This is a genomic window from Paenibacillus thermoaerophilus, from assembly GCF_005938195.1.
GTDB classification, from domain to species: Bacteria; Bacillota; Bacilli; order Paenibacillales; family Reconciliibacillaceae; genus Paenibacillus_W; species Paenibacillus_W thermoaerophilus.
Map to the genome: position 1 here is coordinate 74,357 of NZ_VCQZ01000012.1, position 26,136 is coordinate 100,492.

General features: G+C 63.3%; 25 protein-coding genes. 11 read left to right on the plus strand and 14 right to left on the minus strand.

Annotation, left to right across the window (positions count from 1 at the left end):
• Window positions 1-47: 47 nt before the first annotated feature.
• Window positions 48-1,916 (plus strand): cache domain-containing sensor histidine kinase, encoded by a 1,869-nt coding sequence (locus FE781_RS10050; RefSeq protein ID WP_138789490.1) that lies wholly within the window; start codon window positions 48-50, stop codon window positions 1,914-1,916.
• The gene (locus FE781_RS10055; protein WP_138789491.1) at window positions 1,900-2,697 is read left to right on the plus strand and encodes a response regulator transcription factor; all 798 of its coding nucleotides are present in this window, start codon (window positions 1,900-1,902) and stop codon (window positions 2,695-2,697) included. Before FE781_RS10050 ends, FE781_RS10055 begins: the two co-directional genes overlap by 17 nt.
• Window positions 2,698-2,784: 87 nt before the next feature.
• Here the strand turns inward: FE781_RS10055 and FE781_RS10060 are convergent, their stop codons facing one another.
• The 7 genes from FE781_RS10060 to FE781_RS10095 all read right to left on the minus strand — a co-directional run bounded on the left by FE781_RS10060 (window position 2,785) and on the right by FE781_RS10095 (window position 8,449).
• A complete protein-coding gene (locus tag FE781_RS10060; RefSeq protein WP_138789492.1) occupies window positions 2,785-3,216 on the minus strand; it encodes a gamma-glutamylcyclotransferase family protein in 432 nt (143 codons plus the stop codon).
• A 33-nt stretch (window positions 3,217-3,249) separates the two neighbouring features.
• The gene (locus tag FE781_RS10065) at window positions 3,250-3,552 is read right to left on the minus strand and encodes a CD3324 family protein (protein ID WP_138789493.1); all 303 of its coding nucleotides are present in this window, start codon (window positions 3,550-3,552) and stop codon (window positions 3,250-3,252) included.
• 416 nt (window positions 3,553-3,968) lie between these two features.
• Window positions 3,969-4,733 carry a LamB/YcsF family protein gene (locus tag FE781_RS10075; protein WP_138789495.1) on the minus strand — a complete coding sequence of 255 codons (765 nt, stop codon included), beginning with the start codon at window positions 4,731-4,733 and terminating at the stop codon, window positions 3,969-3,971.
• 70 nt (window positions 4,734-4,803) lie between these two features.
• Entirely contained in the window at window positions 4,804-5,868 is a 1,065-nt protein-coding gene (locus FE781_RS10080) for a 5-oxoprolinase subunit C family protein (protein ID WP_138789496.1), read from the minus strand.
• Complete coding sequence (gene pxpB / locus FE781_RS10085) at window positions 5,849-6,727, minus strand: 5-oxoprolinase subunit PxpB (protein WP_170209505.1); 879 nt, start codon at window positions 6,725-6,727, stop codon at window positions 5,849-5,851. The genes FE781_RS10080 and pxpB overlap by 20 nt, the downstream gene beginning before the upstream one ends.
• A gap of 4 nt (window positions 6,728-6,731) precedes the next feature.
• Window positions 6,732-7,547, minus strand: coding sequence for an alpha/beta hydrolase (locus tag FE781_RS10090; RefSeq protein WP_138789497.1), 816 nt, complete (start codon window positions 7,545-7,547; stop codon window positions 6,732-6,734).
• A 101-nt stretch (window positions 7,548-7,648) separates the two neighbouring features.
• Entirely contained in the window at window positions 7,649-8,449 is an 801-nt protein-coding gene (locus FE781_RS10095; RefSeq protein ID WP_138789544.1) for a DUF817 domain-containing protein, read from the minus strand.
• Between the two features lie 177 nt (window positions 8,450-8,626).
• On the opposite strand from FE781_RS10095, the gene FE781_RS10100 reads away from it, so the two are divergent.
• From FE781_RS10100 to FE781_RS10110, 3 genes are all read left to right on the plus strand, one after another.
• Entirely contained in the window at window positions 8,627-8,839 is a 213-nt protein-coding gene (locus tag FE781_RS10100) for a hypothetical protein (RefSeq protein ID WP_138789498.1), read from the plus strand.
• 29 nt (window positions 8,840-8,868) lie between these two features.
• Complete coding sequence (locus FE781_RS10105) at window positions 8,869-9,195, plus strand: spore coat protein (protein WP_138789499.1); 327 nt, start codon at window positions 8,869-8,871, stop codon at window positions 9,193-9,195.
• Between the two features lie 439 nt (window positions 9,196-9,634).
• Window positions 9,635-12,151 carry a type IA DNA topoisomerase gene (locus FE781_RS10110; RefSeq protein WP_138789500.1) on the plus strand — a complete coding sequence of 839 codons (2,517 nt, stop codon included), beginning with the start codon at window positions 9,635-9,637 and terminating at the stop codon, window positions 12,149-12,151.
• A gap of 34 nt (window positions 12,152-12,185) precedes the next feature.
• Here FE781_RS10110 and FE781_RS10115 read toward each other — a convergent pair whose 3' ends face one another.
• Both FE781_RS10115 and FE781_RS10120 read right to left on the minus strand, forming a co-directional pair.
• On the minus strand, window positions 12,186-12,743 hold the full coding sequence (locus FE781_RS10115) for a superoxide dismutase family protein (RefSeq protein ID WP_138789501.1): 558 nt from the start codon (window positions 12,741-12,743) through the stop codon (window positions 12,186-12,188).
• A gap of 83 nt (window positions 12,744-12,826) precedes the next feature.
• Window positions 12,827-13,030: a hypothetical protein gene (locus FE781_RS10120; protein WP_138789502.1), complete on the minus strand. Its 204-nt coding sequence runs from the start codon at window positions 13,028-13,030 to the stop codon at window positions 12,827-12,829.
• 202 nt (window positions 13,031-13,232) lie between these two features.
• Between FE781_RS10120 and FE781_RS10125 the strand changes: the two genes are divergently transcribed.
• The 5 genes from FE781_RS10125 (at window position 13,233) to FE781_RS10145 (ending at window position 19,286) form a co-directional block, all read left to right on the plus strand.
• Window positions 13,233-13,988 carry a protein-glutamine gamma-glutamyltransferase gene (locus FE781_RS10125; protein WP_138789503.1) on the plus strand — a complete coding sequence of 252 codons (756 nt, stop codon included), beginning with the start codon at window positions 13,233-13,235 and terminating at the stop codon, window positions 13,986-13,988.
• 237 nt (window positions 13,989-14,225) lie between these two features.
• A complete protein-coding gene (locus FE781_RS10130; RefSeq protein WP_211346339.1) occupies window positions 14,226-14,678 on the plus strand; it encodes a response regulator in 453 nt (150 codons plus the stop codon).
• A 332-nt stretch (window positions 14,679-15,010) separates the two neighbouring features.
• Window positions 15,011-16,066, plus strand: coding sequence for a phosphatidylinositol-specific phospholipase C/glycerophosphodiester phosphodiesterase family protein (locus FE781_RS10135; protein ID WP_138789504.1), 1,056 nt, complete (start codon window positions 15,011-15,013; stop codon window positions 16,064-16,066).
• A 176-nt stretch (window positions 16,067-16,242) separates the two neighbouring features.
• Window positions 16,243-17,289 (plus strand): aldo/keto reductase, encoded by a 1,047-nt coding sequence (locus FE781_RS10140; RefSeq protein WP_138789505.1) that lies wholly within the window; start codon window positions 16,243-16,245, stop codon window positions 17,287-17,289.
• A 275-nt stretch (window positions 17,290-17,564) separates the two neighbouring features.
• A complete protein-coding gene (locus tag FE781_RS10145; RefSeq protein WP_170209506.1) occupies window positions 17,565-19,286 on the plus strand; it encodes a leucyl aminopeptidase in 1,722 nt (573 codons plus the stop codon).
• Here FE781_RS10145 and FE781_RS10150 read toward each other — a convergent pair.
• Window positions 19,283-19,858 carry a hypothetical protein gene (locus tag FE781_RS10150; protein WP_138789507.1) on the minus strand — a complete coding sequence of 192 codons (576 nt, stop codon included), beginning with the start codon at window positions 19,856-19,858 and terminating at the stop codon, window positions 19,283-19,285. The two genes, FE781_RS10145 and FE781_RS10150, sit on opposite strands and share 4 nt — an antisense overlap.
• 199 nt (window positions 19,859-20,057) lie before the next feature.
• Between FE781_RS10150 and FE781_RS10155 the strand changes: the two genes are divergently transcribed.
• Window positions 20,058-20,642 (plus strand): sulfite oxidase-like oxidoreductase, encoded by a 585-nt coding sequence (locus FE781_RS10155; protein ID WP_138789508.1) that lies wholly within the window; start codon window positions 20,058-20,060, stop codon window positions 20,640-20,642.
• Between the two features lie 327 nt (window positions 20,643-20,969).
• On the opposite strand, the gene FE781_RS10160 is transcribed toward FE781_RS10155, so the two are convergent.
• The 4 genes from FE781_RS10160 to FE781_RS10175 form a co-directional block, all read right to left on the minus strand.
• Window positions 20,970-21,767 carry a hypothetical protein gene (locus tag FE781_RS10160; protein ID WP_138789509.1) on the minus strand — a complete coding sequence of 266 codons (798 nt, stop codon included), beginning with the start codon at window positions 21,765-21,767 and terminating at the stop codon, window positions 20,970-20,972.
• Between the two features lie 141 nt (window positions 21,768-21,908).
• A complete protein-coding gene (locus tag FE781_RS10165; protein ID WP_138789510.1) occupies window positions 21,909-23,225 on the minus strand; it encodes a deoxyguanosinetriphosphate triphosphohydrolase family protein in 1,317 nt (438 codons plus the stop codon).
• 179 nt (window positions 23,226-23,404) lie between these two features.
• Complete coding sequence (locus FE781_RS10170; RefSeq protein WP_138789511.1) at window positions 23,405-24,610, minus strand: glycoside hydrolase family protein; 1,206 nt, start codon at window positions 24,608-24,610, stop codon at window positions 23,405-23,407.
• Window positions 24,611-24,815: 205 nt separating this feature from the next.
• On the minus strand, window positions 24,816-26,135 hold the full coding sequence (locus FE781_RS10175) for an anti-sigma factor domain-containing protein (RefSeq protein WP_138789512.1): 1,320 nt from the start codon (window positions 26,133-26,135) through the stop codon (window positions 24,816-24,818).
• Between the last annotated feature and the right edge of the window lies 1 nt (window position 26,136).

The window sequence follows — 26,136 nt, forward strand, 5'->3', positions numbered from 1 at the left end:
TCGCAGCGGAGGCCGAAGCCGTATTTTTCGCACAAGGAGGTGGCGGGTTGAGGAATCGACGGTTGCACGATTGGGCGAGAACGCTGCTGCTCAGGGACGCTCCGCTCTCCATACGCCTGCTCGTGTATTCGGCCCTTCTTGTCGTGATCCCGATGATCTCGTTAGGACTCGTCTCCTACCGCAAATCTTCCGAAGTGCTGCGCCAGGAGGCCAATCAGTACAGCCAGGAAATCATGGAGCAGGTGCAGGCTTACGTAGAGGATTATTTCCGCGACTTGGAGATTACGATGATCCGGATCTTGAACGACCCCGATATCCGCACCTTCATGCGAGCGCGTTCATTGGAAGAGGCCGAGCAAAACCCTGGCCGCCGCGCGGTACTCCAGGTGCTGCAGAACGCCAGCTATTCCCGTTCGGACATCGCGGGCGTCACGATCATGCTTGACGGCGTCATGATCGTCGATTCGACGGCGGGCGGCGCCCGCGAGCCTGCGGAGAACGTGCTGCAGGAGCACTGGTACAAGACGTTGTCCGCCAACGGGGACACCAAGGTCGTTACCCGGCTCGTCCGCCTGCACGAGAACAGGGACAAGGAACCGGTGATCACCTTGGCCAGACGGCTGGTCAGTCCGATGACGCTGGAGCCCGCAGGTCTGCTGATGATCGACGTGAACTACAAGCGCTTGAAGGAAGCGGCCGAGATGGTCCGTGTCGGGCAGAGCGGATACCTGATGATTCTCGACGACAGCGGCAACTACGTCTATCATCCCGATGCTGACAAGATCGGCCGGCCGTACGAAGGAGTCGGGCTGGACGAGATGACGCGGGCCGGCTCGGGTTCGTTCCGCACGCGCGAGCTGGACAGGCAGGCCGCCGAAGACGATTTCCTCGCGTTCCGAAGATCCGGAAGCTTCGGCTGGACGCTTGCCGCCGCCCGGCCTTACGCCGACCTGATGGCCGGCAACAACTACATCGCGAGGACGATCGTGTTGGCCGGCCTGCTGTTTCTGGCTTTTGTCTACATCGTCGGCGTCTGGTTCGCCCGCAGCATCACCCGCCCCGTCTACCGGCTGAAGCATATGCTGAAGCATGTGGAGAACGGCAATTTCGACGTCCGCGTGCCGGTCGCCGCCCGGGACGAGCTCGGGTATTTGTCGCTGGCCTTCAACCATATGACCGCGCGGCTGGGGGAGCTCGTCAACGAGGTGTACGGGTCCAGAATCCGGGAAGCGGAAAGCTCGCTCCGGCAGAAGGAAACGGAGCTCAAGGCGCTGCAATCCCAGATCAATCCGCATTTCCTGTTTAATTCGCTGGAGACGATCCGCGGCATGGCGCTCGGCGGCGAACGGGAAGACATCGCCGACATGTCGGCGGCGCTCGCCAAGCTGATGCGGTACAGCCTGAGCAACGAATCCGCGGTCACGCTCCAGAAAGAGCTGGAGATCAGCGAATGGTATCTGCGTATCCAGAAGCACCGCTTCGGCGATCTGTTCGATTACCGGATCGAGATTCCGGAATGGGCCAAGCGGCAGCGGATCGTAAAATTCGCGCTGCAGCCCATCATCGAGAACGCCGTCATTCACGGCGTGGAAAACTCGCTGCGGCCGGTCCGCATCTGCGTATACGCGGAGCGCGAGACGGCGACGTCGATGACTGTCGTCGTGTGCGACGACGGGCCCGGCATCCCGCCCGACCGCTTGGCCCAACTGCAGTCCTGGCTGGCCGAAGCGAACCCGATGGAACGCGATGCGCATATCGGCCTGATCAACGTGCACCGGCGCATCCAGCACGTATTCGGCGAAGCGTACGGACTGGAGGTGGAGTCGGGAGAGGGGAAAGGCGTTACCGTGCGAATCCGGCTGCCGCTGGACGAAGCGGCAAGAGAGGAGGTTCGGGATCATGGCCCAAACGACTGAAACCGAAAGTTGGAAAATCTTGATCGTGGACGACGAGAAGTGGGTGCGCCAGGCGCTGAAGACGACGCTCGAACGGACGGGATTGCCCCTGACGGTTGCCGGCATGTGCGCAAACGGCATCGAGGCGCTCGACTGGCTCCGCGAACATCGCGCCGACTTGGCCTTGATCGACATCAAGATGCCCGTCATGAACGGCCTTCAGCTTGCGGAAGCGATCTCCGAGCTGCCCGAGCGCCCGGATCTGGCGATTGTGTCCGGACACGACGATTTCGAATACGCCCGTCAGGCGCTCCGGTTCGGCGTCTTCGACTATTTGCTCAAGCCGGTCGATGTCGCCGACTTGCGGGACGTGCTGGTTCGGTGGGCCCGCCGAAGGGAGGAGAAGCGGGCGGCGGAGCGGCAGGCCGAGGAGTCCGCCCAGGACAACTCGCCGATCGACCGGGCGATCCGCTATATCCGGGACCATCTCGGCGGGGACGAATTAACGCTGCAGGAAACGGCCAAGCACGTCTGCCTGAATCCCAGCTACTTCAGCCAACTGTTCAAGCAGAGAACGGGCCGGACGTTTATCGACTACGTGACGGAAAAGCGGATGGAGACGGCCGCCAAGCTGCTTCAGCAGACGGAGCTGCGGGTGCAGGAGATCTCCAACCGGGTCGGGTATACGGAACCGGCTTACTTCAGCAACCAGTTCCGGAAATGGAGCGGGTTGACTCCGTCCGAGTACCGGAAAAAAGCGCCGGCCGCCAACAAGCCGCCTCGCGCCAATGAAACTCGTTAAGCGAACGCTCCCATGCCCCTGAAACGCAACGCAGCGGCTTGCTGTCCGACGATGGTCGTGCCGGACGGCAAAGCCGCTGCGGTTCTGTCAAAATTGCAAATATCCGGGCCGGAACACCTGCTTCGCTTCTCCGCGCGCGGTGCGGTACGACGGCCAGTCTCCTCCCGGAATAACGGCGAATCCCCGATCGTCCGGCCACACATACGTCCAGCCGGCTCGACCGGTCTCCAGATCTTTGATCCACACGCGCTCGTATTCGTTGGGTTCCTCGATGCCCCGGAACAATTCCAGCTCGTCCAGCGGCCTTAATCCCTCCGGGGCGATTCTTACCCATTGGCCCGTCACCCGGCCATCCGTACCGGGGACGAGCGCCGGATACGGGCCGACGTCGACCAGATGCCCGCGTACGGCTCCCGGCCACCACTCCAGCGCATGCGGCGACAGGACGCCATGATTGATTTCCCCCGGAAGCAGCGTTCCGTAGACGAAGACCCAGATCGGGTTTTCCCCTCGCGGCATGCGTATCGCCCCCGCTTATCGGCGCCCTTCCGTTCACTGCGCGACCGTCTCGGCCGCTTTGGCGGCGGCGCCTCTCATTTTGCATACGATTTTGCGGATGCTGTCCTCCGACAGGTGATAGCGGCTCATCAGATCGCGAACCGAAGACCCGTTCATGAATTGCCGGTAGATGTCCTGATTGCGCTTCTGGATGACCAGCCGGGTTCCGTTGTTTTCACCCCAGCCTGCCCGCTTTTCGCTTTTTCTCGGGATATAAACGATTTCGCCGTCGATATACTCCTGCAGTTCCCGAAGCAATCTAGGCGGTAGAAAATCCTTTCCATTTTTGTACGTCACGAATGAAAACTCCTCTCCCTGTGTTCGCCAAACGCATGGCCATCTGTGTCGCGCGGGAATCCTGATGAGTTTGCATCGTTCACACCTCCTTGGTTGAATTTGGATTTCGGCGGAAAAATGCGAATAAAAAAACACGACGTCGCCATCGTGCCGGTTCCAGCTTATAAACAGGCATGTCGGGAAAGCGCCCGGATGGCGGGATATTCGGTTTGGTCAGGCCAAGCGCTCGTCATCGATGCGGTTGTCTTGATCATTCCGTCCATCCCCTTTCCGTCGTTTCGTTATTCGCATACATCCATTATAGGGGGGCATCCCCTGGCTGCACAAGGAAAATTTTGGAGCGGAGAGCCGTAAAGATTCTTTATAGATATTTTGTCCGCCTCCGCCGTACGCGTAAAAACGCGACCGAGACCGGATTACCGCCCCGGGGCGCGGATCGAGAAGCCCGCTTGCTCCAGCGCGAGCCGCACCGCCCGTATATGCTCCGCCGCATGCGGACCGTCGCCGTGCAGGCACAGCGTATCCGCCCGGACGGCTACCGTCTCCGGCGCGTCCCATGCCCGGACGGCCCCATTGCGCGCAAGCGCCAGCGCTTGTTCGGCGACGGCCCGCGTGTCCTCGTGCACGCTTCCCGGCATCGAACGGGGAACGAGCCGGCCGCTGCGCATATAGGCGCGGTCGGCGAACGCTTCCTCCGCCGCGCGCAATCCGGCTCGCCGGGCGGCCGCCGTCAGCTCGCTGCCGGACAGCCCGAACAGCACGAGCGAATCGTCGTAACGGGCGACCGCCGTCGCGATCGCTTCGGCCAGACGCGCATCGTCCGCCGCCATGTTGTACAACGCGCCGTGCGGCTTCACATGCGACAGCCGTCCACCTTCGGCGCGGACGAACGCGTCCAGCGCGCCGATCTGGTACAGTGTCAGTTCGTACGCTTCGTCCGGCGAGACGTCCATCCGCCTCCGGCCGAAGCCTGCCAGATCCGGCAAGCCCGGATGGGCCCCGACGGCGATGCCGCGTTCGAGACAGCGCTTCACCGTGCGCCTCATCGTCGCCGGATCGCCGGCGTGATAGCCGCAGGCGATGTTGGCGGAGCTGATCAGCTCCAGCGCCTCGTCCGGCAGCTCCAGCCGGTAGACGCCGTAGCTCTCGCCCATGTCGCAATTCAAATCGATCGTCTTCATCGGCTAACATCCCCCTGTCGCGGATTGTGAAGCGCCCGCCTATGCGCCTTGTTATCCTTCCCGGCGCGCGTCATACGGGCGACCAGCCGCCGCCGAACGCCAGCGCCAGCCGAATGCCTGCGGCCAGCTCGCGCCTGTCGGCCTCCGCCTCCAGCAGCAGCCTCTCCGCTTCGGCGTACGTCACGAACTCGAACCGAACCTCGTCTCCGGGCTTTAATTGGCCGGCAACCGGCAGGTCGACGGCGATCACCTGGGCCATCCTCGGGTAACCGCCCGTTGTCTGGCTGTCCGCCAGCAGCAGAATCGGCTGGCCGTTCGGCGGAATTTGCACCGTGCCGAAGACGACGGCGCCGGAGTACATCTGGACGGACTCCGCCGGCAGAATCGCCGGACCGGACAGGCGGCAGCCCATGCGGTCGGAGGCGGGCAGCACGCGGTACGTCGCCTGCGTCCACGCCTCGCGGGTCTGCGGGCTGAACCGCGCGGCCTCGGGGCCGGGCACGGCTCGCAACCTTGCGGGGGCGGACAGCCGACCGCGAGGCGCTCTCCAGCGGGGCGCGAGCGGTTCCGGCGGCCCGCCGGCGGCAGCCCAGCAGGCAAGCGCCGCACGGAGCCGCGCCCGGACGGGCGGGGACGGCTCGCCCAGCGCCAGCCGGTCGCCCGCCGCCAGCGGCCGGCCGCCTTCGTGGCCGCCGAAGCCGGCGCGGGCATAAGCGCCGCGGCCGCCCAGCACTTGCGGCACGTCGAGGCCGCCCGCGACCGCGACGTAGGCGCGCGCGCCCGCCGCGCCGCCGGGCGCGGCGAAGGCGAGCCGCGAGCCCGCGGGCACGGCGACCGGCCGCCACATCGGGATCGGCCTGCCGTTCACCGCGGGCGACCAGTCCGCTCCCGTCACAGCGACAACGGCCGCCTCCTCGAACAGCAGCTCGGGGCCGGCCAGCGTCGCCTCCAGCGCGGCCGAATCGGGAGCGTTGCCCACGAGCAGATTCGCGACGAGCAGGCTGTAGGGGTCCGCGGCGCCTCCGGCCGGCACGCCGACGGACCGGTAGCCGCGCCGGCCGAGGTCCTGCACGGACGTCGCCAGGCCCGGTCTCAGCACGCGGATGAAGCCGCCGCTACGCCCGGTCCCGTTCATGGCCGGCCACCTCCCCGTCCGCCATCGGCACAAACCGCACGCGATCGCCGGCGCGAAGCAGAGCGGGCGGCTCCCGCAGCGGATCGAACATCGCCAGCGGGGTCGTGCCGATCCAGCGCCAGCCTCCGGGCGAAGCCAGCGGGTAGACGCCGGTCTGGGCGCCGCCGATGCCGACGGCCCCGGCCGGCAGCGACAGCCTCGGTTCGTCCAGCCGGGGCGTCGCCAGCGCTTCGGCCAGGCCGTCGAGGTACGCGAAGCCCGGAGCAAAGCCCAGCATCGCCACCTCGTACTCCGCCTCGCTGTGAAGCCTCACCGCCTCGGCTTCCGTTATGCCGTGATACCGCGCCACGTCCGCCAGATCGGGGCCGTCGGCGCCGCCGTAACGGACCGGGATGCGGACGAGACGCCCGCTCCCGTCCTCTTCCTCCCCGATCCACGCCTCCTCCGCGACGGCCGCAAGCTCGTCCGCGAATGCGCGCAAGATCGGACCGGGATTGGACGCCTCCAGCACGATCGCCACCGCCCCTTCGCCCGGGCGTCCGCCGCGGCCGGCCTGCCGCCCTCCCGCTGCGGCTGCCGTCCGCAGGAGGACGCGCTCCTCTTGCGGACGGTCAGGCTGGCCGGACCATGTCCGGGTATCGGCGAACCGGATCGGATCGTAATACACCGCGACCGAAGCGAACCCGGCGGCGGCTTCGATCCACCCGTCTATCGGCCGGGCTTCCAGCCGGGCGAGCAGGCGCCGCATAAACGGCCGGGCCTCGGCCGGTTCGAGAAAAGGCGCCTCGACAATCAGCACCCTTTCTCCCAACGGCCGGAGAACGATCTCTCCGGCGTTCCCGTTCCGCTCGGCGTTCATAGCCTTACGCCCTTCCGTAGCCTTGCCGGATCAGCCAACGGCCGCATGCCTCCGACCACGGATACGCCTGGTCGTGATCGAGGGCAAGCCCCAGTCCGTGGCGGCCGCTCTCGTACACGTGCAGTTCGAACGGCACGCCCGCTTTCCGCAGCCCCGTCGCGAACAGCAAAGCGTTCTCGACCGGCACGGAAGCGTCGTCCGCCGTATGCCACAGGAACGTCGGCGGCGTAAGGCCGTCGATGCGGCGCTCCGTCGACAGCAGTTCCATCAGCGCCGGATCGGGCTCGTCGCCGAGCAAGTGCTGGAACGAACCGGCATGGCGGTAGATGCCGCTCGTGATGACCGGATAGCCCAGCACAAGATGATCGGGCCGGCTGCTGATCTCCCGCTCCAATGCGTCTTCGGAATCGGGCCGGCCTTCGTCCCAAAGCGTGCCCGCGCACGAAGCCAGATGCCCTCCGGCGGAGAAGCCGAGCATCGCGATCCGGTCGGGCTTCACGTTCCAGCGCTCCGCTCCGCCGCGGACGATCCGGATCGCCCTGAGCGCATCCTCCAGCGGCGCGGGATGGCGGGCGGGGCTCACGCGGTAATGCAGCACGAATGCCGCGATGCCCAACCCGTTCAGCCAGCGGGCGACCGGCTCGCCTTCATGCTCCGCCCGGCGCGCGTAGCCGCCTCCCGGACAGATGATGACCGCTCCCGTCGGACCGCCTCCGTCCCGTTCCGGCGGGTACGCTTCCAGATACGGCTGAAATTCGTCTTCCCCGCCCGTTCCGTATGGAGCGGCGCCTTCCCACAAACGCACGATTTCTTTTGCCATTTTCGGCATTCCCCTCTCCGTGTCTTGTCCGATTTCCTTTCATCATACCATAACTCGCCGAACCGGCCGCAAATGCCGTACGGTTCGGTCTGGCTGCGGCTTTATCGCGGCTCTCGGCCGTCCGCGCCGACCGCAGCCCGTCTGCCCGCCTTCACGACCTTCAATTGGCCGACGATCAGCACGCTGACCACCACAAGCAGGAACCAGGAGCTGAACTTGCCCAGATGCACGAGCTGCCAGCCGTCCCGTTGATCCGGATATTGCCATGCGCCGAGGAACGTGGTGATATTTTCCGCCAGCCAGATAAAAAATCCGATCAGGGCGAACGAGACGACCATCGGCATCCTGTACCGTTCGTCTCCGACGCGAAACGACACGACCGTCCGGCCGAAAGCGAAAAACAGCGCCGCGGTCAAATACCAGCGCAAATCCCAAATGTAATGGTGCCAGAAAAAATTGAGGTAGATCGCCGCGCCGAGCGGAACCGCCACATAGGGCCGGGGCCATCCGTCGACGTTCAGGGAAAACCGCCGCCATGCCTGGCAAAGATAGCTGCCGACGCTCGCATACATAAACCCGCTGTACAGCGGCACGCCGAACACCTTCGTATATGCCTCCTCGGGATACGACCAGGACCCCATCCGCACCTTGAACAGCTCCAGGGCGAGGCCGATCAGATGGAACGCCGTGATCACCTTCAATTCGTCCTTCGTCTCCAACCCCGACAGGAGCATCCCGGCTTGGGCGGCCAGACAGACGAGAAGCAGCCAGTCGTATCGTCCGAGCCACGGAAGGTCGACGGCCTTCGTTAGGGCAAGCGCCCCGAAGATGACGGCGGGAAACAGACAAGAAAGCGCCTGGTTCCAGCCGAACCGCCACAACTGCGCGGCAGCATGAATCATTTTACGGGACAACCTCCGCCCGCCTTGCGGAAGCCCCTCTTGCCCCGTCCGGTCTGAACGTTGAACCGGTTCCATCGTTTGTCCTCCCCAACCAGTTTCTCACATATTCCCCGCTTGGTCTGCGCAAGCTAAATGTTGCGTACGGCAACCATTTCACGACAAGGAGGAAATTCTTCGATGACAGCCGGCCCCACGACTTCGAACCGCAACCAGTTGACGGACAAAGAGTTAAGCTACATCCAGGATTTTTTATCCTGGGAGCTTCTGGCCGTTAAAAAATGCAGCCATTACATGGGCGAATGCCAGGACGCCGAAATCAACGAGTTGCTGCGCGAAGCCGCAGCCAAGCATCAACAGCATTACAACACGATTTTGAGCCACTTGCAATAACGCGATCCAGCAACAAGGAGGAACAAAACATGCCAACCACGATCCAAGCGCCTCAGGCGAGCGCGCAACAAACCCCTCAGGGGCCCGAATTTTCCGACCGCGACCGGATCAACGATATGCTGGCGTACGAAAAATATTTGACGAACGGCTACAATACGGCTCTGTGCGAGATGCAAATGCCGAAGCTGCATCAGGATATTCAGGCCACGCTGAACGATGTTCACGAGCTGCAGGCGAAGATGTTCAACCTGATGTTCAACAAAGGCTGGTATAAGCTCCAAGCTGCCGATCCGCAGCAAATCTCGCAAAAGGCGCAGCAGTTCCAGGGATACAAATCGCAATTTCCGAGCCATTAAGCGGGGAAATAAGCCCGACGCGACCGGGGCTCTCCGAAGCCGGACGATGCATGCGGCTTGGGAGAAGTCCCTGTTCGGGCCGCGGCGACACCGCGGCGATCCGTCGGCGTTCCGCCGGCCTTTGGCCGCCCGCTCGCCGCTTCTCGCGTTGCTTCTCCATCGTTTCCCCCGTTGATTTTCCGTAATTTCTCCGTCGCTTCTCCATCGCGCAAGTCGATTTTATCGACTTATCCGACCAAGCGCGCCCGCGACCATTCGCTCCCGTATCCCGTCAGCGCTCCGCTCCCTCATCCGACCAAGCGCGCCCCCCTCCCCCGGCGGCGGCCCGCTTCCGGTACGCACGTTGTCCCGCTAAAGGCCGGCCGCTTCCGTCCGATCTTGAATTCTATTCCGCCTCTTCCTACAATAAGTAGGATACGAAACGGAAGCGGGGACAATTATGACGCAGCCGACGAAGACGCTCGTTATCGCCGAAAAACCCGATATGGGGCGCAGCATCGCCGCCGCCATCGAGCCTCGCGCGCGCGGCGGGCGGACTCACATCGAGGGCGAATCCTATATCATCACCTGGGCGATCGGCCATCTGCTGACGCTGGCGGAGCCGCAGGCCTACGACGCGAAATACAAAGCTTGGCGCTACGAGGATCTGCCGATCATCCCGTCCTCCTTTAAGCTGGTGCCCAACGCCAGGACGAAGGAGCAGCTCAAAACGATCGGCGAATTGGCCAAGCGCTGCGGCCTGATCGTCAACGCCTGCGACGCGGGACGCGAGGGGCAACTCATCTTCGCCTATATCCAGCAATATCTCAAGCTGCGCCAGCCCGTCAAACGGCTCTGGATCTCCGACCTGACGGCGGAGACGATCCGGCGCGGCTTCCGCGAGCTTCGCGACGGGCGGGATTTCGAATCGTTGACGGCGGCGGCCCGCGCGCGCAGCGAAGCCGATTGGCTGATCGGCATGAACGGGTCGCGCGCATTCACGATCCGGCACAAGGCGTTGCTGTCCGTCGGCCGCGTGCAGACGCCGGTGCTGGCGCTGATCGCGGAGCGCGACAAACAGATCGAGCAATTCGTTCCGGAGCCGTACTCCGAGGTGGAAGCGGTCTTCCGGCAGGGAGACACCGTCTACAGGGGACGCCGCATCGGCGAACGGCTTCGCTCCCGCGAGGAAGCCGCCGCGATCGCCGAACGCGTGCGCGGCAAGGCGGGGACCGTCGCGCGGTACGAGGCCAAGGAGTCGAACGAATATCCGTACCGGCTCTACGACTTGACTCTTCTCCAGCGCGAAGCGAACGGCCGGTTCGGCTTCCCCGCCAAGAAAACGCTGGATCTCGCGCAGTCCCTGTACGAGAAGCACAAAGTCATCACGTATCCGAGGACCAGCTCCAACTTCGTGAACCCGGAGAACGTGCCGGACATGCACCGGGCGCTGGCCATGCTGCGCGCAGACGCCGCTTACGGGCAGCTTGCCGGCGAAGCGGAGCCGGCCCGGGTTCACCCCGGCAACAAGGGCGTCGTCAACCCCGCCAAGGTCGACGATCACCACGCCATACTGCCGACGCCCAAGCGGGCTTCCGGACTGACTCCGGACGAAGCGAAGCTGTACGATCTGATCGTGCGGCGGTTTCTCTCGCATTTTTATCCGCCGGCCCGATACCGGCTCCATGCCGTCACGACGGTCGTCGAAGACGACGAGTTCCGCACGAAGGTGAAGGAACGTCTGGAGCCCGGCTGGAAAAAGGTTTACGAATCGCTCGATGCCGGGCAAGGCGGCGGGCGGGGCAAGGGAGGCAAAAAACGCGCGGACGGCAAAAACGCCGACGCCGAGGCGCGGGACGGAGGCAAAAGCGACCAGGATGAAGCCTTGCTGGAGGAAACGGACCGGCCGTTCTCGCTGATGGCGGGCGGCGGCGTCGCTTGCGTCGAAGCGGTGGCGATCGACAAGGAAACGCAGCCTCCGAAGCCTTACACGGAAGGCACGCTGCTGAAGGCGATGGAAAGCGCGGGCCGGGAGATCGAGGACGAGGAAGTCCGCGACTTGATGAAAGAACGCGGCCTCGGCACGCCGGCGACGCGCGCGGCCATCATCGAACGCCTGAAGCAGGTCGGATACATCGAGATGCGGGGCAAGACGCTCACCGCAACGGCCAAAGGACGGACCGCAATCGAGCTGGTGCGCGCAGCGGGCGTCGAGGTGCTCGCTTCGGCCGAGATGACGGGCGAATGGGAACGCCGCCTGCATGAGATCGCCAAAGGCAGCGCGGAAGCGGGCCCGTTCATGGAGCAGGTCAAGCGGTTCGCCGCCTCGCTCGTCGAGAAAGTCGCCCGCCAGACGGCGGCCGGCGCAGACGCGTTGAAAGAGCCGGAGAAACGGGCGAGAGGCGGCAAGCGCGCCCGCGGCGGAGCCGCTGCGGGCAGGGCCGGCGGCGCGGGCAAAAGCCGCAGGCGCGGCGGAGAGGCCGATTGGAGGGTGGGAGGAAGCGGATCCCGGACGGCGGCGGCTACCGCCGGGCATACGGCTGCGAACCACGCCGGGAGCCGGCCGGACGCTTCCGGACAGACCTCGGGAAGCCGCCGCCTGACCGCGAAGTCCGAAGCGGCCGCTAACGCCCCCGCCCCGGCTTCGTCCCCCGGCAGCGCGCCGAGCTTGGCGTCCGCGCCCGGTTCGGCGCCGCCTTCGCGGGCCCCGGTCGCGCCGTGCCCGCGACCCGGCTGCGGCGGCACGCTGATCGTCGGCCGGGCAGGTTACGGATGCTCCCGTTACCGCGAGGGCTGCAAGTTCGTCATCTGGAAGGCCGCCTACGGCAGATGGCTGACGGAATCGACGGTCAAAGAACTGGCGACGCGCGGGAAAACAAGACCGCTGCGGTTCATGGCCGAGGACGGCAGCACCTTCCGGGCGCGTCTGCTCCTGCAGGATAAGCAAGAAGGCCGGCTGACGCTGGAACGCGTCTGAAGCCGGCCTTCTTCTTGTCTGGCACTTGCTTTGCTTATTCGATAACCCCGCACAACATGCGCGCGCCCGAATTGCCTGACGGATCGGTCTTCTGATCGTCCGCCTTCTCGTGCACGATGAGAGCCGTGCCGCCGGGTTTCCGCAGCGAATTCGGCTTGCCGGCCTGCAGCGTAACAAGGGGCGAAAACAGCACAATGTCGCTCGATCCCTTGGCATCGACCGTCAAGTTGGGCAGATCGCCGGCATGCGGACCTTCCGGGTTTTCCAATCCGTGATGCTTGCCGGCCGGATTCAGATGTTCGCCGGCCGATGCGAAATCGGGCCCCTGGCAAACGCCTTTCTCGTGAAAATGGATGCCGTGCCGTCCCGGCGCGAGCCCGTTGACGGTTACTCGCATCCTGACGCCGCCGTCCGCCTCCGTCAGGACGGCTTGTCCTTTGACGGCTCCCGAGCCGTCTCTCAGCGTGACGGTAATGGACGAAGGCGCCGGCTCGTTCGCCACGGCGTCGGAGCCGCAGCCGGGCAGGACGCTCAAAACGACGGCTAACAGTGCCGCTCCTTTGGCCGCTTTTATCGCTCGTATGCGATACATGCTCGATAGACATCCCCTTCTGCGCATGGTTGCTTTTTCCTGTTCCTCCTCACTATGCGCAGGAGGGGATCGTTTTATACGCGCTATTTCGGAGCCCGCCCCTTCGTTAATATGCACGGAACCCCGTAGCCGACGGCCCCCGGTTCCTCCATCCGATTCATATAAGCGATGCCTCTGGCGCATTGCTGCTTGCAGAGCCGGCATACGTCGCTGGAGACGATCCGCATCGTATGCCTGTGCCGATCCGTGTTCGAGGCCTTCTTGAATTTGACTTTTCCCTTGGACATCGCGACCGTCTCCTTTCTTCCCGTAGTTCCACTGTATGCCGCACGGCCCTCGCATGTGACGCTTCTCCCCTCCCCGGCAATTTCGGGGCGAAATTACTCACGCGCCCAGCTTCCCCGAATAGGATAAAGAACAGAACCATGCAGAAACGGCCCCGCGCGGCCATCAGCGCCATCGCCGTTTCTGGGAAGGAGACGCTCCTCCATGATCCGAATTGCAGGCGCGCCGGCCGATCCGGTGCAAATCGCCGAGGGAGCCGGCCTGACTCCCATCGAGCAGCGGACGCTGATGAAATTGGCCGAAAGCCGGCTGGTGTACCGCTACGCTTCCCGAGAGCAATTGCTGTTCGAATTGCGTTTGCGCAGGGAAATCGTCAGGGCGGCACGCGAGCTGAATGCCAGCGGCATCCGGTTTGCCGTGGACCGCTACGCCACCACCAACCCATCCGTCTGGGCTCTGACGCCGCGGAAGTCTTTCCAGCTCCTCCCCGGCATCTCGCCGGCCGCCGGAATTCGCGACATCTACGCCAACGGCCGGATGTACGCGTTCGAATGCGCGACAGCGATGCTCGTCGTGCTGTACAAAGCCGTGCTGGAAACGATCGGCGAGGCGAATTTCAACCGCTTGTTCGCCAACTTGGTCTTGTACCACTGGGATTTCGACAGGGATCTGCGGCTCATTACCTTGCCGACCATCGACTTTTTGCCGGGAGACATCCTCTACTTCCGCAACCCGGACGTCAATCCGCGCACGCCCGAATGGCAGGGTGAGAACGCCGTCGATCTGGGCGACGGCACCTACTACGGACACGGGCTCGGCATCCGTCCGGCATGGGAAATCATCCAGGCGTTAAACCGGCACCGCGTTCCCTTCAGCTTTACATCCGCCTATTTGCTGAATCAGGCCACCCGGCCGGACTTCACCTATCTGGCCCAATTCGCCTCGCCGGTTTACAGTTGACGCAGGCCGGCCTTCGAGCCGCGCAGAAATTGGCCCCTGTGACCATCGGTCCAATCGCCGCCGGCCGCCGTCGCAATTTTCCCGTTTTTTTACGGCCGCAAGCCGCAATATCCGTCGTTTTTTTGTGACCACCGGCCCCGACTTACGCCTCTATGTTCCGTTCTCGCGTTTCTGTACAGTGTATGAGATAGAAGGAATCTCGACGACGGTTCACGGGGACTTGTGGAGGTGAGGGGTGTGGCGCGTCTGCTGATTGTCGACGACCTGGCCTTTTTTCGGCATATGCTCCGGGGGATCGTCTCGTCGGCCGGACACGAGATTGCCGGCGAGGCCGACAACGGCCTCAAGGCGGTCGCCCAGTACCGTTCGCTGCGCCCCCATCTGGTGCTGATGGACGTCATGATGCCGGTGATGGACGGCTTTACAGCGGCGCGCATGATTCGCCGTCTCGACCCGGCCGCCCGCTTCGTCATCTGCACGGCACGGACCGACGAATCCACGGTCGCCGAAGCGATGGCTTGCGGGGCCGCCGATATCGTCGCCAAGCCTTTTCAGGAGAGCCGATTGCTTCAGGCGATATGGCGCGGGCTGAGAGATGCGCCTCCGTCCGCCGTTCCCCCGATCGATCGGCAGGCTTCGCCGGCGGAAGTCGGCCCGGCGCGGCCGCGGCCCAATACGTGCGGAACTTGATCCGACCCGGCATGAGAGAAAGCGCAAAAGCCTTCGGGCCCGGCAAAACGGCGGGTCTGAAGGCTTTATTTTTTGTATGGCGGCCGTTTTCATGGTATTTTCATTTTTCTGCGGTACAATCGATTGGCGCGAGCGCGGAAACGTCCTCTCCACCCCATTATGCCGCGTTTGCCGCAAACTCCAACCGGAGGACGGAGGAGCCGCCGACCGGCGATTCGTCGGCTTTGACTTCCGGCCGGAGCGCCGCGCCAACTGCTTGTCCGCGAACCGTCCCTCTCCCCGCGCGGCGCTCTGCGCGGATTATTTTTTGGAGCAAGGAGCGTGACTTAGGGATGAAATTCAAAACGACGATGATCGGTCTGATCGGTTTTGCTGTCCTCGGATGGCTCTCGATACCGGGAATCGGTTGGGACTGGGATCATCTGGAAGCGGTCCTGACAGCGGAGGCGGAAGCGAGCGAGCCGCCCGAAGCGCCGGAATGGACGCAATACGAATTGATCGCCCACGGTCTCGGCGGCATCTCGGGTTACGCCGTCACCAATTCATACGAAGCGTTTGTCGCCAATTACGAAAAAGGGCACCGGCTGTTCGAGGTCGATCTGATCCTGACCTCCGACGAGAAGCTGGCGGCCCGACACGACTGGCACTACTATTCGTCCGAAGAGCTGCAGCCGACGCTGCCGGAGGAAAGCAAAGAAGGGCCGATTCCGTTCAAGGAGTTCGTCAGCCACCCCATCCTGGAAAAATACAATCCGATCGGCATCAAAAAAATCGTGGAGCTTCTGCAAAAATACCCGGATGTTTATTTCGTCACCGACACGAAGGAAACGGACCCCGGACTTGTCCGTATCCAGTTCGAGCAAATCGTCCAAACCGCGAAAAAGACGGACCCTGCGCTGCTGGACCGGATCATCCCGGAGCTGTACACCGAGGAAATGATCCGCATCGTGCGGGATATCCACCCGTTCAAGCACCTCTTCTTCTCGCTGTACCTGTCCAATTACTCGCTGCAGGAGACGGTGGACATCATCCGGGATTACGACGTCAAGGCAGTCGCTATGCCGACGGAGCGGGCCACCCCCGAGCTCGTGCAGGCGATCCGCGGAGCGGGCGCGGTCGTGTACGCCCACACCGTCAACGATATCGGCGAGCTGAATGCGCTTCGCGCTGTCGGCGTGAACGGATTTTACACGGACTTCCTCACCTATACCGACTTTGAACTGGCGGAGCTCCGGTCGGCTACGGCCGCCAAATCGGCGGAAACGCTTCAAGCGCAAGCGCAGCAGCAGAGCGGCAGCGGCGAGACCGCGGCACAACCCGAGGACAAGCCGGGATTGATCAAATCGGCGGTAAAAGGCATCGTGAACCGCATCCGCGCTTTCTTCTGAGCGGGCAGCCACGCACCCGACACGTAATACTTGAGCCGGAACAACATCGCGAGCAGGCGGCTTGCGTTGTTTTCGTTTTGCCGCTGAAGGACAAGCGGAAACGAGGCGTCGAAGCCCGCTTGCCCTTGTGTTACAATGGAAGCTATGGGGAAACGCTACAGAGGGGAGGCCGCGACATGCGGTACAGACAATTCGGCAAAATCGGGCACAACGTGTCGGCGCTCGGATTCGGAGCGATGAACTTGCCACGCGTGCCGTTCGAGCAAGCGAAAGAAGCGTTGAATTACGCCCTCGATCAGGGCATCAACTACATTGATACCGCGGCCGCATATCGAAACAGCGAAGAGATTATCGGCAACTCGATCTCGCATCGCCGATCGGAATTTTTTCTCGCGACGAAGACCAACCAGCGTGAATACGAAGCCGCGAAGTCCGAGATGCTGCGCAGCCTGGAGCGCCTTCAGACGGATACGATCGATCTGTTGCAGATCCATTACGTCAACGACCCGGAAGAATACAAGAAAGCGATGGACGAGAAAAACGGCGCGTACCGGGCCGCTCTGGAGCTTCGCGAGCAGGGCAAAATCCGCTATATCGGCATTACGGGACATCGCCCCGATCTGCTCGCCCGCTGGATTCAGAGCGGCAAATTCGATCAAGTGTTGTTCCACCTCAGCCTCGTTCAGCCGTTCGCCCTGGACGAACTGATTCCGGAGCTGATCCGCCGCGATATGGGGCGCGTCGCCATGAAGCCTTTGTCCGGCGGGTTCGTGCAGCCGGTCGACAAAGCGCTGCGCTTCCCTTACAGCCAGGACGTGCATGTGATCATCTCGGGCATGGTGTCCGTCGAGGAAGTCCGGCAAAATATCGCCGCGATCGAATCGGAACCGGACGAACGGGAACGGGAGGAGCTGCTGGCGCTGTCCGGAGAGCTTGGCGAGCACAACTGCCGCCGCTGCAACTACTGCTCCTGTCCGCTCGAAATCCCGATCCCGGACGTGATGATCTCGAGCAAGGTGCGGGACAAATTCGGCTTGCTGCCGAAAGGCATCGAATTCTACGAGAAGCACCGCGAGAAAATCATCTCCTGTGCCGACTACGAGCCCTGCCGCGAGCAGCCGCAATGCGAGCCGAAATGCCCGTACCATCTGCCTATGGCAAGCGTCATTCGCGAGGCGGCCGGCTTCTACCGGTCGGAGCATTTCCGCGCCAAAGAAGCGTAAGGACGGCTTGGAGCGAACGTCGTGGTGCGGACCGGCCGGCTCCGTACGGAAAGCTTCGCATGGGCCGCACAAGGCACGCGGTCGCGCCTCGTTCCGGCGGAAGTCTGCCGGCCCGTCCGCCCCTGCCGATCTTCGAGCCAAGAAGCCTCTGCCCCCGTCCTTCGCGGGCCGGAGACTTCTTGTTTTTTTAGAGCCGCCGTCCCACAGCCCTCCGCCCGCACGGCGGAAGCGGTCCGGGGCGGCCCGAGCACTTGATGCAAAGGTGTGAATCGGTTATGACCCGTGGACAAAAAAACGGAGACGTTTTCTCCGATGCAGGCTCGCGGCACATTTACGGCCGCGCGGATGCCGGATTCGGCGCGAGCGGCATCGTCTGGGACATCGGCGACAGCCGTGGGCCTCTGCCCGCCGGCTTCGACGCGTGGATTGTCCCGTACCGCGCGAATGAAGCGGCCCAAGCGGCAGCCAGCCTGCCCGCCCCGCTGGCCGAGGCGGTGCTGGAGCTTCAGCGGCGCGGTACGCTCACCGGCAAGCCGGGCGCCGTCGAGCGGCTGCCCACCTGCGGCCTGCTGCCCGTGCCGTACGTGCTGCTGACCGGGCTCGGCTCCGAGCCCGGCCCGCTGCGCCCGCACGCGCTGCGCGCGGCGATGGCCGCGGCGGCCCGCGCAGCGGCGGCGCTCGGCGCGACGGCGCTGGCGGCCACGCTTCCTGCGACAGCCCCGCTGTCGCAGGAAGCGCCTGCCGCCGGCGCCTACAGCGCCTCGCCGTGGGCGCGGCCGCGGCCGAACGCCGAAGCCGCGGGCGAACCCGCCCGCGACTTCGGCTCGGCCGCTCGGGCGGCGGCGGAGGGCCTTGTGCTCGGGGCCTACCGGCCCGCGAGCTACAAGGCCGCCGCCGGCCAGGCCGCGCCCGCGGCGCTGCGCCGCGTCTCGCTGCGACCGGCTGCGCCGCTGGACGCCGCTTCGGCCCGCTCCCTGCGGGAAGCCGCCGAGTTGGGCGCGCTGTACGCGGAAGCGACCGGTTACGCGCGGGACCTCGTCAACCTGCCGAGCAACAAGCTCACCCCGGACGATCTCGCCCGGGAAGCGAAGCGGTTGGCCGACCGATTCGGCCTGCAATGCGAGGTGCTGGACGAAGCGGATCTGCTCGCCCGGGGCATGCTCGGCCTGTATACGGTCGGCCAAGGCAGCGCCCATCCGCCGAGGCTGATTACGCTGCGTTATCAGGGAAAGCCGGAATGGACCGACGTCATCGGATTCGTCGGCAAAGGCATCACCTTTGACACCGGCGGCATCTCCATCAAGCCAGGCGAAGGCATGGAGGAAATGATCAGCGACATGGGCGGCGCGGCCGTCCTGCTCGGGGTGGCCCGCGCGCTCGGCGTCCGCAGGCCGCCGCTGAACGCGGTGTTCGTCATCCCGGCGGCGGAAAATATGCCCTCCGGTTCGGCATATAAGCCCGGCGACATCATCCGGACGTACTCCGGCCGTACGGTGGAAGTGCTGAATACCGACGCCGAAGGCCGCATCGTGCTGGGCGACGGCGTCACGTACGCCATCGAGCAAGGCGCGCAGCGCCTGATCGAGGTGTCCACGCTGACGGGCGCCGTGCTAATCGCGTTGGGCGACGTCGCGACGATGGCGCTGGCGAACGACGAAGCGTTCCTGAACCGGTTCCTGCGGACCGCCGCCCCCTCCGGCGAGAAAATATGGCCGATGCCCGCCTATCCGGAATACTGGGCGATGCTGGAGAGCGACGTCGCGGACCTGAAAAACATGACAAGCCCGCGGAAATGGGCGGGCGCCATCACCGCAGGCTTGTTTGTCGGGGCGTTTGCGGAAAACATCCCGTGGATTCATCTGGATACGGGCGGAACCGCGTGGCTCTGGAGCGAAACAGTACTGGACCCGAAAGGCGGCTCCGGTTCCGTCACGCGGGCGATCCTGTATTATCTGGAGGCGGAAGCGCAAGCTTCGTCCGCAGCCGGAGCCGGTTAATTCAGCGGCAGGGCCGCTCCGCGGCTCTGGCCGGCCGACCGGCTGCGGCGGACCGGCAAGCTCAACGCGAGCGGAGGCAGCTCGTCGAGCCGCAGCGTCAGCCGCTCAACCTCCCGGGTCTTATAGTTGAGCGCTTGGGCGCGGGCGGACAAGGACGGAAGCGAGATGCGCAGCATCGGACGCCGTCCTCCCGTCACCCGGCAATCGCCGGCCGAGACGGGCAAGGTGACGGCTTCTTCCGCAGCGCCCGCATACGGCTCGGCGTTGCGGATCAATTCCAACGGCACGCACAGCCACGTTTTGTTCCAATTGACGCTTCCCGGGCGGAAGCCGATATGCAGCACGCCGGCGTCGTCGGCGCCGCCGCTTTGCCGCCGGATCGCATACTGCTCCTTGCCGCCGGTCCGCCGGATCACTTGTTTTCTCGGAATATCGGGCATCAGCGGCACGAGAATGACAGGCAACGCGCTGGCGATGTACAGCAGCACCCACGATTGCAAATGCCACGCCGCCGCCAAAACGGCGCCAAACACAACAATACCGCCAATAAATGTCAGAATATTATATTTCATCGCTCTTTTCTCCCATTTTGAGTCTCGTTTCTTATCATAGCACAAAGACAAGGGCCCGTGGAACCGGTTTGTCGGGCATCGTCCTCTTTCAAAAACCGGCAACGCCTCCATGCGTTCGCAAGCGCCCCCGTATGCTGGAAGCGATCGGGCGGTTGGGGGTATAATGTATCTAACAAGTCCTCACAAGGAGTGTGTCCTTATGGCCCATCCGACATCGGCGGACAACCGCGTGCCGCCCGGACAGACGGTAACGACCGGATTTCCCGTTCTGCACCACGGTTCCGTCCCCTACTACAACGACATGAGCAAGTGGGATCTTCGTATTTTCGGCCTCGTCGAAGAAGAAGTCCGGTTCACGTACGACGAGTTTATGAAGCTGCCCCGCGCCGAGTTCCGCAACGATATTCACTGCGTCACCACCTGGTCCAAGCTCGACAACATCTGGGAAGGCGTCGCCGTCGAGACGGTCATGCAGCGGGTCAAGCTGAAGCCGGAAGCGAAATTCGTCATGCTGCACGCCGAGCATGGCTGGACGACCAATCTGCCGATCGAGGATTTCCTGCGACCGACCACGTTTTTCGGCTTGAAGCACAACGGCGAGATTTTGACGCCCGAGCACGGTTATCCGGTGCGTATGGTGGTGCCCCATCTTTATTTCTGGAAAAGCGCGAAATGGCTGCGGGGCATCGAATTTATGGACAAGGACAAGCCGGGCTTCTGGGAACGCAATGGCTACCATATGTATGGAGACCCGTGGAAAGAGCAAAGGTTCGATTTCGACTAAAATGAAAATACGAATCTGCTTGACATCTGGGAATAAAAAAAACCCCTGAAGGGATGCTCGCTAAAAGTATAAACCTCTTGGCAGCGCGATGATCTTGCGCAACATATCCTGTGGTAGATGATAGGCGCGCTTGGCACATGTGGGGAAGTCCCTCCGAAAAGGAGGGATGCCTTTGGATACTTTCCAAGTCCCCATGAATTTGCGTCCTGCTCGCGTTGCTGACTGGCATCCACAAAAAAGCAGCCCCCACAGGTTAAGGGCCTGAGGGCTGCTTTCTTCCCGACAACTTGGAGGGTGTATTTCATGCGAGATTGAGACTGGGCAAGGCTAACCTCCCGGACGGCCCCCGGACTTTTCTTTGCCTGCAAAAGGGGTCCACGGCTTCGTTCCCGCATCCGTCTCCCTCTCCTCATGCCCCGGGGCGCCCCGCCGCAGATGGAGGCGAATGCGTGCCGCCGTCTCCCGCATCGACTTCCGGGCCGGCGGATGATCCATATACGCCCGCACGATCGCCCGTTCCAGCCTGTCCAGCCCGCCCGCGTCAAAGTGCGGTTCGCCTCGTCCGGCCGGGAACGCCGCATCCTCGTCCTCCTCGCAGTCGCCGGCGATCCGGCGCGCCGCGACGAACAGGTGCTCCAGCGCTTCGAGCAACCGCCTGCCGCGCGTGCGGAACGCATGCTTCCGGTCCCCCGCTTCGTTCACGGATTCCAGCAGCCTGCAACATGCGAGGATGACCGCTTCCGCCGCCCGCGCCAAAGCCGATCGAAGACGGGAGAGAGCCGAGGCGACCTCCTCCCGGCTGCCCGCTTCGCAGAGAAAACCGCTTCCGGCCAGCCTCGCGTACAGCCGGATTCGTTCCGACTCCAGCCACAGACCGTGCCGGAACATGTCCAGCCGGCTTTCCGCGGAGTCGGCCCATTCCAGCGCCTCCCCCGGCGTCGTCGGACGTGCCGGCGCTCCCGTGCCGCTGTCTTCTCCGGTCCCGGCCGAGAAATAAAGCAAGCTGTCCCCGTAGGAGGACAACAGCGAAGCCAATGCGTTTAACATGGCGGGGACGGAGCGCGCCGCCACGGCCTGGAAGCTGTTTTCGTTCAGGGAAGCCGCATGACCCTCGCTTCTCTTCATCGTCATCCCCCCCAGCGTCCGGCCGTCAGACGCAAGCTCGCCGCGGCCGCGAAGTTCCCTCCGCTCCGCTTGCTTATCCCATTCTATTAATCTTCGGCGGCGATTATGAACCGGAAAAGCGGCAGATTCGCCGCCTCACCGTCAATCCCGCTCGTAGATCGACCCCGTCCGGCTCGCGAACAGCTCGGCGTATACTTTCTCCGCGTAAGCGTCGGTCATGCCCGCGATGTAATCGGCGACCATCCGCTCCCACGGCCAGTTCGCCTTCTGGCGCTCGTAGCTCTCGATCCAATCCGGGGGCAGAATCAACCGCCCCGCCTGGGGCTCCTTGAAGCTGTCCCAGAGCCGCTCCAGCATAATTTCGCTGCGCTTCTGAAGCCGCTGCACGCGGAAATCCTTGATCAGGGTGACCCAGGCCAGCTTCTTGAGAATTTCCATCGTCCGCAGCAGTTTCCAGTCCGTAGCGCCGTCACGGACAAACGTCACCTTTTTCCAGCCGCCCGCCGGATCATCGACGATGCCGACGCCTTGGGCGAATTTGCCGACCCAACGCGCCTTGATCTCCCGGCGGGCCCGGGACGATTCGCCGCCGCAGTCGGCATATACGGCCTCCCACTCGCGCAAGAATTCGTCCAGCACGCGGCGCACTGTCTGCCGCAGGTCAATCGTCTCCCAGCCCAAATGACCGTTGCCGGGATCGTCGAGAATTTCCTGAATGACGTGGTTTTCCAGCCATTCGTCCTCGAAAAAGCTGCGGTTCATCTGGATTTTTCCGGCGCGGATGCCGTCTTCGAGATCATGCGTGGAGTATGCGATATCGTCGCACAAATCCATCAATTGCGCCTCTATCGTCGCTTTGCCCTCGGGCATGCCCCATATGTCGCGCAGGTAGGAGATGCCCTCCCATTCCGTCGGGTACACGCCCTTCAAGTGTCCGGTGTCTCCCAGCGGAAACGGGTATTTGTTGATTCCCAGCAGCACCGCGGCGGTCAAGTCCAGCCCGCTCCCGCTGCCCGCCCGCTTCTCCAGGAACATCAGGATACGGAAGTTCTGCGCGTTTCCCTCGTAGGGCAAGCCGTGCTCTCGGGTCAACAGCCGATTGAGCACTTCCTCTCCCTTGTGACCGAACGGAGGGTGGCCGAGGTCGTGAGCCAGCGCCGCGATCTCGACAACTTCCGGCTCCAGCGTAAGCCCGGGGTGCTCGTTGTTGGCAAGGAACGGGTATTGGCGGCGCAGCCGCTTCGCCAATTCGCGCGAGATTTGAGACACCTCCAGCGAGTGCGTCAGACGGGTTCGGTAGTAGTCGCCGGTTCCCGCGCCGAACACCTGCGATTTGCCCTGCAGTCTCCGGAACGCGGGCGACTGGATCAAGCGCGCGTAATCCTTCTCGTATTCGTCGCGGTCTTCACTGGAATGCGTGCTCCACGTGTCGAACAGTCTGAGCTTGCGTACATCCATCTTGCTGCCTCCCTGGGGTACGAAACCTTCTATTAGCCCCATCTTATTCGATGGGACCGGTTTGCGCAAATGAGGAGCCGGACGGGACCTGCTCCGTCAGCGGCCGTGCCGCTCTATCGCAAAAAAGCCGTTCGACCCGGATTCTCCGGTCGAACGGCTATGTTTCGGCCCTATCGGCTTCAGTCCAGCAGGCGGCTCCACGTGCCGTAATGGAAGAAGCAGAGCCCGGCCGCGCCCGCCTTCAGAGCCCGCGCTTCGTATTCCGCGAACGACTCCTCCGTCAGCTCGAACTCGCTCGGCTGGTGAAGCACGCCCGCGTAGATCGGCAACCGCCCGCGCGTTCGGCGGACTTGATCCGCCACGACTTCCCCGAAGCTGTCCGGTCCGAGCCAATAATCCATCGGGCACAGAAAGTCGACAAGCCCATGCTCCGCCCAGGCCGGCCAATGCTGGCCGAAGCAGTCGTAATCGCTGCCCGGGGTGAGCGGCTCTCCGCGCAGCTCGTTGCCGTACGGGGCGTTGTACCAGACCGTCGCGGACAGTTTCGCCCCGGGATCGGCCTCCCGGACGGCCTCCCGAACGGCAGCGACCGTCCGGGTGATCATGGAGGCCCGGTAATCGGCCCACTCGGCCCGGCGGTGCTCCAACAGCCATCCGGCAGTCTCCTCCGTTTTGCCCTTCAGCTCCTCCGGAACCGGTATGCCGCCGAAGCGTTCGAAGCCGGCAACGCAGGAGCCGCAGAAGCAATAGCGGAACGACCGCTTCAGCACCAGCTCGTCCCCGATCGGCGGGTCATTGTGCACATTGCGCACGGACTCGACGAAGTACGTCGTCGCGCTTCCGTCCGCCAGACCGAGCTGGATAGGGTCCCCCGGCTTCGGCTTTACGATCCAATGGCCCGCGCTTTTGGCGTCGATGACCAGGCGGCTGTCGTAATGGTAATACCGGATAAAATCCAGATGAATGCCGCGCAGCCGGGGAAACCGGCGAAGCAAATCCGCGCAGTTCGCGGCGACACCCCGGACGACTTCGTCCTTGCCGGGATCGAGCAGATACCCCCGGCCGGCGATCGGTTCGTCGTAGCTTGAGATGCCGTGAGCGTCGACGCAATAGCAGTCCCGATCCCCGAACCACAGCTCCTCCCGCCCGGAGGCGTGCTGCTGGAGCGCCGATACGAGCGCATGCGCTTCGATCCCCGCAGCTTCGCAGACATCGAACAACCGCTCCAGCCGTTCCGTCTGCCATTCGGGATAGGGGCCTTTTTGCTTCAGATGGACGAACAGTTTGCGAACGCCCCGGCGTTCGCACCATTCGGACAACCCGGCGATGTCGGCGCCGGTCATTCGCTCGTTCAGGTAGAGCCACATGGCATGTGTCGGTTCCATGATCTTCTCCTCTTCCGCACCATCTCTTCTTCATGGTAACGTCCGAAGGTTTCGTCCGCCACCCGACAGACATGACTTCCGCAGCGGCTTTGATGACATTCGGTTGTCCGAACGGCAAGCGGATTTGCCGGGCACGACCCGGAAAATTCCGCATAAACGCCTTTAACCGCAAGAAGCGGCCGTTTTAAAAATAAATATGCAGCGATCAGCGCCAGCGGTCGTCTCTCCGATCGTCCCTGTCGCGATCGTTCTTGTTGTTGTTCCGATCCCGGTCATCGTTGCGGTCCCGGTCACGGTCATCCCCATTCGGCCGTTTGGCCGGCGTCGATGTCGGCTTGACGGTCGGTTTCGCCGTCGACTTTGGCGTAGCGGTCAGCTTGACCGTTGGGGTCGGCGCCGCTTTTCCGCTCCCTTTGCCGCGGTCGCGGCCGTCGTCTTTGGAATCGCCGCGGTTGCCTGAATTCCCGCCTCTCCGATCCGCGTTGCCGTTATCGTTGCGGCTTCCCGAATTCCTCCGATCCTCGTCGTCGTCCCGCTTCAGCCAATCGTAATTGCGGTTCGGCGTCTGCTTGACGGTCGGAGTCGGTATGAACCGGAACGAAGTCGGTTTTGCCGCTGCGGGCGCGTTTTTGGCGGGAGTCGGAGTCGCTTTTCCTTTATTTTTATCCTTCTCTTCTTTCTCGCGCTCTTTCTCCGCCAGGACGAGTCGCCGCAGATCGTCTTTGGACAGCCTGTTCTTCTCGTCGATCAGCTTGCTTACGCCGCCCGCTTCCTTCGCAAGCTGGGACACCGATTTCGTCTTGAACGCGTTCAGATCGATGTCCTTGGACTCCGGATTTTTCTTTTTCGCTTCCAGATAGATGGCGTATTTGCCCGCGGAGATCCCGTGCACCAACGCCTCCTGGCGCACTTCCACAGGCACGGGCCGCGAGATGATGGTGGCCGTCTCCTTTTGCTCGGGCGGCAGGGATTCCGCCACCGCCGTGGATACCGCGGATACCAGTTTGTCCTCCTCGTCTTCGGACGCCTCGATCACCGGCGTCGTCGATACGACGATATCGACCTCTTCCACTTTCTTCAGGTATCCTTGCTGTTCCGCCAGGGCGACCAGTTCGGCCGTCAGTTGAGCCACCGTTTTTCCGTTATAATCCAACCCTGATATCAGCGCCGCGCCTTCGGGGTTTATCCCCGTCAATTCGCGGACCCGCTCCTTCGTATCGATCCCCATCTCGACGCTGGGGTTGATATCGAGGGTCACGTACGCCATGATGACCGGGTCCCGGTCGAACCGGCCGAACAGGGCCGCGAGACCCATGACCAGCAGCACGCATGCGGCTACGAGCCCGGACACCAAAGCACGCATGCGGAACGAACCGCCGCGAACGGGAGCGGGCTGCTGAACCAATTGAATTTCGTCTCCAATCTCGCACTCTCGTGAACCGCGAGGAATCCGAATAAATTGTCCATCCCGGGTTAACAGCACGATTTCACCGGGGGTGATCTCCATGACGACGCCTTTTTGCATG